This window comes from Affinundibacterium flavidum (assembly GCF_014284175.1).
Taxonomy (GTDB): domain Bacteria; phylum Pseudomonadota; class Gammaproteobacteria; order Burkholderiales; family Burkholderiaceae_D; genus Undibacterium; species Undibacterium flavidum.
Window position 1 is genome coordinate 1 of the sequence record NZ_JACOGA010000102.1, and the last position, 202, is coordinate 202.

The 202-nt window shown below is 50.5% G+C and carries 1 protein-coding gene; it reads left to right on the top strand.

Annotation, left to right across the window (positions count from 1 at the left end):
- A partial coding sequence (locus H8K55_RS22430; RefSeq protein ID WP_222612577.1) for a hypothetical protein occupies positions 1-202 on the top strand: 202 nt, incomplete at both ends.

Below are 202 nucleotides of genomic sequence, written 5' to 3' on the forward strand. Positions count from 1 at the left end.
GTCACCACCCAAACGATCACGGTCAATATCAGTAATGACAGCGTGTTCGAATTGTCCGAGAACTTCAACGTCAACTTGGTCACTCCAACGAATGCGACGATATCTGACAATCTGGGCATAGGCACGATTAAAGATGATGGCACCGGCACTGGTGGTAGTGACAACGATACCCCAACGCTGAGCGTCAGTAACGTGACGGTCG